The following is a 7145-nucleotide window of genomic DNA, read 5'->3' as shown; positions in this document are numbered from 1 at the left end:
CCAGCCGGGACGGCGGATACGCCGGGTCCAGCGGGACGACGGCGGCCCCGGCCAGCAGGACGCCGAGGACCACGGCGACCGCCTGCGGGCCCCGGTCCATGGCCACGCCGACCCGGTCGCCGCGGCACACCCCGTCGGAGCGCAACCGGTGCGCCACGGCCCGCGCGGCACCGGCCAGCCTCGCATAGCTCCAGGTGCCGGTGGCATGGACCAGGGCGGTGGCCTCCGGGGTGCGGGCGGCCTGCCGGAGGAAGACGTCCGTGACGCACTCCGGGCTCGCCGGGGGCGGCAGGGGTCGGCCGGGATCGGGTGCGAGGAAGTCGAACCCGGCCTGTTCCAGCGGGTGTTCGACCATCCGGCGCACCACGGAGACCAGCGTGTCGGCCAGCAGTTCGGCCTGGTCGCGGCCGAACACCTGCCCGTCGCAGTCGACGCGCAGGCCGATCCGCCCGTCCACCGGGTCGTGCAGCACGTTGACCAGCAGGGCGAAGTTGGTCTCCTCCCAGGTCCGGAAGTCCAGCAGCCGGATGTCCGGCAGCGTCAGCACCTCGGCGAGCTGCCGGAAGTGGACGTAGTTGAACGCCGTCTCCAGCGGTCTGCCGGGGTTCTCCTCCTGGATGGCGCTGAGCGGGTAGCGGCGGTGCGGGAAGGCGGCGCGCTCCCGGCGCAGCGCCTCCCGCGCGAGGTCGAACCACCCGGCGCCGCGGGTGGGCAGCCGCAGCGGCACCGTGTTCAGGAAGAGGCCGAGGGCGTCCTCGCCGCCGTCGCCGGTCCGGCCGTGCGTGATCAGCCCGGTGAGCACCTCGGGGGCGCCCGTGAACAGGCTCAGGGTCAGGCAGTGCGCCGCCAGCAGCACCGACTTGACCGGCGTCCCGTGCGCGCGGGCGGCGGCGCGCAGCGCGTCGGCGAGGCCGGCCGGCAGGTCCCGGCGGCACACGATCTGCTCCTCGCCGGTCGGCGGGCGGTGGGCACGCGTCCCGGCGAGCGGCGGGGCGTCGGCGCCGCGCACGACGTCCCGCCAGTAGGCGCGGCTCTCCGGGGAGTCCAGGGCAGCCCGTTCGGCGGCCACATGGGCCGCGGGGGACGGCAGCGGGCGGCCGGGCTCCGGGCCGGTGCCGAGCCCGAGGGCGTGCGCGTAGTCCCGCAGCAGATCGCGCAGCAGGTTGGCGACGCTGGCTCCGTCCAGGAGCGCGTGGTGGAAGCTCAGCACCAGTTCCACCGTGTCGGGGCGGACGAAGGCGCGCAGGAAGTGGAGCGGGCCGCGCTCGAAGTCGTAGTCGTGCACGCGGCGTTCCTCTACGTGCCGCAGGATCTCCGCCTCCGCCTGCGCCGCGGGCAGGTCGCGCAGGTCCACACTGTCGGCGGTGCGCGGCGCGCGCGGGTGGATCACCTGCAACGGCTCGGACACGCGGGCGAGCGCGAACGTGGAACGCAGGACGGGATGCCGCGCGGTCAGCCGCGCGGTGGCGGAGCGGAACGCCGCCTCGTTCCACGGCATCCGCAGCACGTAGCGGAAGACGTCCTTGTACACGGCGGAGCCGGGCCGGCGGCGGGAGTGGAAGATCAGGCCGAGCTGGAGCCGGGAGAGCGGGTGGGCGTCCTCGGCGTCGCCGAGCGCCGCCCGGTCGACGCGGGACACCAGCTCGAAGGGGCGCGGCCCGGCCGGCGCGGGGTCGCCGGCCGGCAGGTCGGTGACGGTGACGGCGGCGAGCGCGGCGACGGTCGGCGCGGCCACCAGGTCGCCGAGCCGGAAGCGCAGGCCCTGCCGCTCGGCCCTGGCCCGGACGGTGAGCAAGCGGATCGAGTCGCCGCCGAGGGCGTAGAAGTCGTCGTGCACGCCGACCCGCGGCACCTCCAGCACCTCCGCCCAGATCCGGGCGAGCGCGGCCTGCACCGGGTCTGCCGGTTCGGCGCCGCCGGCCGGCTCCGCGACGTCCCGCGGGTCGGGCAGCGCCCGCAGGTCGGTCTTGCCGCTCGGGGTGAGCGGCACCCGGTCGATCCGGCACAGCAGGGCCGGCACCATGAACGCCGGAAGCCGGGCGAGGAGCGCGGCGCGGAGCCGGTCCGGCCCCGGATCGCCGTCGGCGGCCACGTAGTAGGCGGCCAGCCGGCCGGCGCTTCCGGAGCCGGTGACGGTGACCACCGCGTCCCGCACCCCGGGCAGTTCGCGCAGCGCGGCGGCGACCTCGCCGGTCTCGACCCGGTTGCCCCGGATCTTCACCTGGCCGTCCGAGCGGCCGAGGTACTCCAGGGTGCCGTCGGCGAGCCAGCGGGCGATGTCGCCGGTGCGGTAGATCCGGCCGCCGGGGACGAACGGGTCGGCGGTGAACCGCTCGTCGGTGAGCCGGGGCAGCCCCAGGTAGCCGCGGGCGACCTGGACACCCCCGATGCACAACTCCCCGGGAACCCCGGCCGGTTGCGGCCGCCCGTGCTCGTCCAGGACGTACAGCGAGGTGTTGTCCACCGGCCGCCCGATGGGCACCCGGCGCACGGCGGCCGCCGGGTCACCGGGGCAGTCGTACGCCGTCACGTCCACCGCGGCCTCGGTGGGCCCGTACAGGTTCACCAGGCGCGGCGCTCCGGCGGGAGCCGGGCGGAAGGTCCGCGCGAAGCGTTCCACGTGTCCGGGCGGCAGGGCCTCGCCGCTGCAGAAGACGTACCGCAGCGAGGACAGCCCCTGGGCGCCCAGGTCGAGGAAGGGGCCGAGCATGGAGGGGACGAAGTGCAGGACGGTGACGCCGTGGTCGCGCACCGCGCGGGCCACCTCCCGGGGGTCCTTCTCGGCTCCGGGCGGCAGCAGCACCAGCCGGGCGCCCTCGGCGGCCCACCAGAACAGCTCCCACACCGACACGTCGAAGGACACCGGGGTCTTCTGGAGCAGCGCGTCACCCGCGCCCACCGGGTACAGCCGCTGCATCCAGGTGAGACGGTTGACGGCGGACCGGTGTTCGATCATCACGCCCTTGGGCCGGCCGGTCGACCCGGAGGTGTAGATCACATAGGCGAGGGAATCGGGGCCGGCGCCGGTGACGGGAGGGGTGTCGTCCTGCCCCGCCTCCAGCGCGGCCACCCGATGCGCGTGCGGCAGTCCGGCCGCCCAGGGCTCCCCGGCGCTCGCGTCGTCCAGCAGCACCGCGGCGGCCCGGCTGTCGTCGAGCATGTGCGTGATCCGCCCGGCGGGATAGTCCGGATCCACCGGCACGTACGCGGCTCCCGCCTTGAGCACGCCGAACAGCGCCGCCATCAGGTCCGGCCCGCGGCGCAGCGCCACCGCCACCCGGTCCCCGTCGCCGACGCCGGCCGCGCGCAGCCCGCGGGCCACGCGGTTGGCGCGGCGCTCCAGCTCCCCGTAGGTCAGCGAGCGGCCGGTGGCGGCGTCCGTGACCGCGAGGGCCTGCGGCTGCCGGGCGCTCCGCCGTTCGAAAAGACCGTGCAGGGTGCCGGGTTCGCGCTCCGGAGCGGCGGGGCCCCGGCCCAGGGCGAGCAGGGCGTCCCGTTCCTTTGCACTCGTCACCGGCACCGTGGACAGCGGCGCGGCCGGGTCGTCCAGGCAGCCCGCGAGCAGCCGCCGCAACTGCCGGGCCACCGAGGCGATCGGCAGGTCCTCGTCGAACACGTCCAGCGCGTACACCAGGTCGATCTCCATGCCGGGGACGTCGTTGAAATCCCGCACGAAGACGTTGAGCGCGGACTGGTCGTACCCCGGTGTCCGCATGCCGGTCTCGCGCCGCACCCCGCCGACGACGGCGGGCCGCTTGTAGCGCAGATAGGAGAGGGTCACGTCGAACAGCTGCCGGGAACCGCCCGCGCCGTCCGCGCCCAGACCGGCCAGCAGGTCCCCGAGGGCGAGCCGTTCGTGCCGCTGCAGCTCCCGGATCGCCTCGCGGGTCTCGCGCACCAGGTCGCCGACCGGGCGGGCCCCGGGGCGCAGCAGCGGCAACGGCAGGGTGTTGGCCAGCTGGCCGTGCGGCGCCGCCTCCCAGCCCTCGCGGTTCAGCAGCGGAATGCCGAGGACGACGTCGTCACTGCCGTGCAGCCGGGTGAGCAGCCCGCCGAGGACGGCCGCGACGTAGGCGAACGGGGAGTAGCCGGCGTCCCGCACGCGCCGCACCAGCGCGCTGTCGACCGGCACCGTGACGACGCCCCGGCGCCGCGCACCGCTCGGAGCCCGGCGTGTGAACAGCGCGACGCCGGCATCGGCCAGCGCGGCGCGGTGGTGCTCCAGGTCGTCGGTGAACCGCTCGCCGGCCCGGTAGCGGGCTTCCTCCGCGACGAGGGCGGCGACCGGGACGGAGTCCGCGGCGGGTGCCGGCGCCCCGGCGCGGCGGCGCGCGTACTCCTCGAAGATCTCCTGGCTCACCCGGTTGCAGGTCCAGCCGTCCGCCACCAGATGGTGGAAGGTCAGCCGCAGGACGACCGTGTCGGCTCCCTCCACCAGCAGGGTCGCCCGGACCAACGGTCCGTCCCGCAGCGGCAGCGCACGCAGCAGTTCGGCCTCCAGCCACGCGGAGCAGGCCGCGGCCGGGTCCTCCTCCCGCGACAGATCGACCTGCCGCACCGTGGGCGGCTCGGCGCCGACCCACTGCACGGGCGTCCCGTCGCGCTCCTCGAAGCAGAGCCGGAGCGCGTCGTGCCGGGAGAGCACCGCGTCGGCGCTCTCGACCAGCAGCCGCCGGTCCACGGGCCCGGTGAGGCGTTCGGTCACACAGCAGTTGAACTGCGGGTCCTGCGGGTGCAGTTCGGCGGCGACCCACACGTCCCGCTGGTAGGCGGTCAGCGGGAGCACGCCGGAGACGGGGGAGGCGCCGGGCCCCGGGTCGGCCGCGGCGGCCGTGGGGGAGGAGGAGCCGATTCGGTCTCGTAAGTTCATGATCACACCAAGGGATTGCGGAAGGCAGGGCCGGGGAGTGTCCGCCCGCGTCACGCGGACGGCTGGGGAGTCGGGCGCGTGTGCACCGCGCGCAGCGTTTGGACGAAGTGCGGCGCGATCTCGGCGGCATGCTCCTCGGGGAAGAAGTGACCACCCGGAAGCCAGGTGTGGCCGAGGTAGCGGGAGGTGCGGTCGGCCCAGTGCGTCATCGCGTCGGGCTCCACCATTAGCGGATCGGCGTCGCCCCCGTAGGAGACCAGCGGGCAGGTGACCTCGGCACCGTCGTCGGTGAAGGTCGCGGCCACCCGCAGATCCGCCCGCAGCGCGGGCAGCACCCGGGCCAGCAGCGCCGGGTCCCGCTGGATCTCCTCCGGGAACGAGCCGAGGCGCCGGACATGGGCCAGCAGATCGGCCTCCGGCATGACGCTGTCCGCCAGGGTCGCCCGGAAGAAGCCACGCGGCGCCCAGCCGGACACCCCGAGCAGCACCGGCTCCGGCAGCCCCTCGGCCACGAGGCGGGTGGCGAGGCGGAACGCGAGGTGCGCCCCCAGGCAGTGCCCGAAGACGGCGTACGGCCGCCCGTCCAGCTCGGCGACGACCGCGTCGTGCACGGCGCCGTACAGGGCGTCCCAGTCCTGCAACGGCCGCTCGGCCAGGCGCGCGTCCCGGCCGGGTGAGGTGAGCGCGCGCGGTGCCACGTCGGACGGCAGCAACGGCAGCCAGTCGCGGAACATCGCCGCGCCGCCGCCCGCGTGCGGCAGCAGGAACAGCAGGAGGGAGGCGTCCGGGTCGGCGTCAAGCGGGTGGAACCAGCGGCCGGGGGCGGACATGTCGGTCGCGAGGGGGTTGGAGGTCATGGGGCGTATCTCTCTGAGATCGGAGGCGGGGCACGGCCGCGTCCCGGACGCCGGCGTGCCGCGGGTCACCACGCGACGTGCGGGGTCGTGGCCGTGCGCATCGCCGTGCCCCCGCCCCGGACGAGCCCCGGCTCGGCGCACGCTTGCCGCGGTACGTCGGCGGCCGGCGACACGCGGGGCACGGGGCGCGCGGCGCGCGGCTCAACGGACTCACGGACGTGGCGGTCCGGCAGGGGCAGGTCGAAGGGGAGGACGGGCGGTGCGAAGGCGGCCATGACCTGAGCTCATTCCATGACAGGGAGGCGAAGGTGTCCGGTGCCGAACCGGGGCTGCGGGGACACCGGTCCGCCGTTGCGGGCCGGGTGGCGGGTCGTGGGGCGTGCGGGCCTGTTGCGGCCCATCGTGGCAACGGCCGCTGATCTTCGTCTGACAGGGGACTGACGAGATCGGGAGCACGGCCGCGTGTCCGGCGGCACCGGGACCGAAGCGGTGGCACCGGTGCACACCGGGTCGCGACAGCGTGAGCTGGATCACATTACTATGAAATGAACGGGCCGTTCATTACGTGGTTATATGGACGCAGCGTTCACATGTAGCGGCAGCAGATCCAGGAGGCCACCATGTCCAGCACGACCACCACCCCCCGCGTCGCCCTCGTCACCGGCGGCTCAGGCGGCATCGGCCGCGCCGTTGTCGAGCGTCTGGCCGCCGACGGCTACGCCGTCGCCGTGCACTACGCCGGCAACGCGGCCCGCGCCGCGGAAATCGCCGACCAGGTCACGGCCGGCGGCGGCCGCGCCATCGCGGTCGGCGCGGACGTCGCGGACGAGACCGCGATGGCCGCGGCGTTCGACGCCGTGGAGGCCGCGTTCGGCGGGATCGACGTCGTCGTCAACACCGCCGGGATTATGCTGCTGTCCCCGATCGCCACGCTCGACCTGGCCGACTTCGACCGCATGCACCGCACCAATGTGCGCGGCACGTTCGTCGTCTCGCAGCTTGCCGCGAACCGGGTGCGCACCGGCGGCGCGATCGTGAACTTCTCGACGTCGGTCACCCGCACGCAGTTCCCCGCCTACGGCGCCTACGTCGCCGCCAAGGCCGCGGTCGAGGGCATCACCCTGATCCTGGCGCGCGAGCTGCGCGGCAAGGACATCACGGTCAACGCCGTCGCCCCCGGGCCCACGGCCACCGCGCTGTTCCTGGACGGCAAGGACGAGGCCGCGGTCGCCCAACTCGCCAAGGCCGTACCGCTCGAGCGACTGGGCCGGCCCGAGGACATCGCCGAGACCGTCGCGTTCCTCGCCGGACCGGCCCGCTGGGTCAACGGGCAGGTCCTGTTCACCAACGGCGGCCTGGCCTGATCCCCGCCACCCGATCCCCCGACCAACGCGCGCGCCCGCCGCGCGTTCCGCGCA

The 7145-nt window shown here is 75.1% G+C and carries 3 protein-coding genes; 1 reads left to right on the top strand and 2 read right to left on the bottom strand.

Going from position 1 to position 7145, the window contains the following annotated elements; genetic code table 11:
• Positions 1 to 4870: non-ribosomal peptide synthetase (locus FRZ03_RS07720; RefSeq protein WP_146464409.1), on the bottom strand; the 4870-nt coding region annotated here is incomplete at its 3' end.
• A gap of 50 nt (positions 4871 to 4920) precedes the next feature.
• Entirely contained in the window at positions 4921 to 5727 is an 807-nt protein-coding gene (locus FRZ03_RS07715; protein WP_261398680.1) for a thioesterase II family protein, read from the bottom strand.
• 620 nt (positions 5728 to 6347) lie between these two features.
• Here FRZ03_RS07715 and FRZ03_RS07710 point away from each other — a divergent pair.
• A complete protein-coding gene (locus FRZ03_RS07710) occupies positions 6348 to 7091 on the top strand; it encodes an SDR family oxidoreductase (protein ID WP_146464408.1) in 744 nt (247 codons plus the stop codon).
• The last annotated feature ends 54 nt before the right edge of the window (positions 7092 to 7145 follow it).

Source organism: Streptomyces misionensis (assembly GCF_007896895.1).
In the GTDB taxonomy this organism is placed as follows: domain Bacteria; phylum Actinomycetota; class Actinomycetes; order Streptomycetales; family Streptomycetaceae; genus Streptomyces; species Streptomyces misionensis_A.
Note: the sequence above shows the minus strand (reverse complement) of the source record. Positions and strands in the feature narration are given on the sequence as shown.

Coding starts and splice junctions, on each gene's coding strand:
- FRZ03_RS07715 (WP_261398680.1), bottom strand. CDS start 5,727: ATGACCTCCAACCCCCTCGCGACCGACATGTCCGCCCCCGGCCGCTGG.
- FRZ03_RS07710 (WP_146464408.1), top strand. CDS start 6,348: ATGTCCAGCACGACCACCACCCCCCGCGTCGCCCTCGTCACCGGCGGC.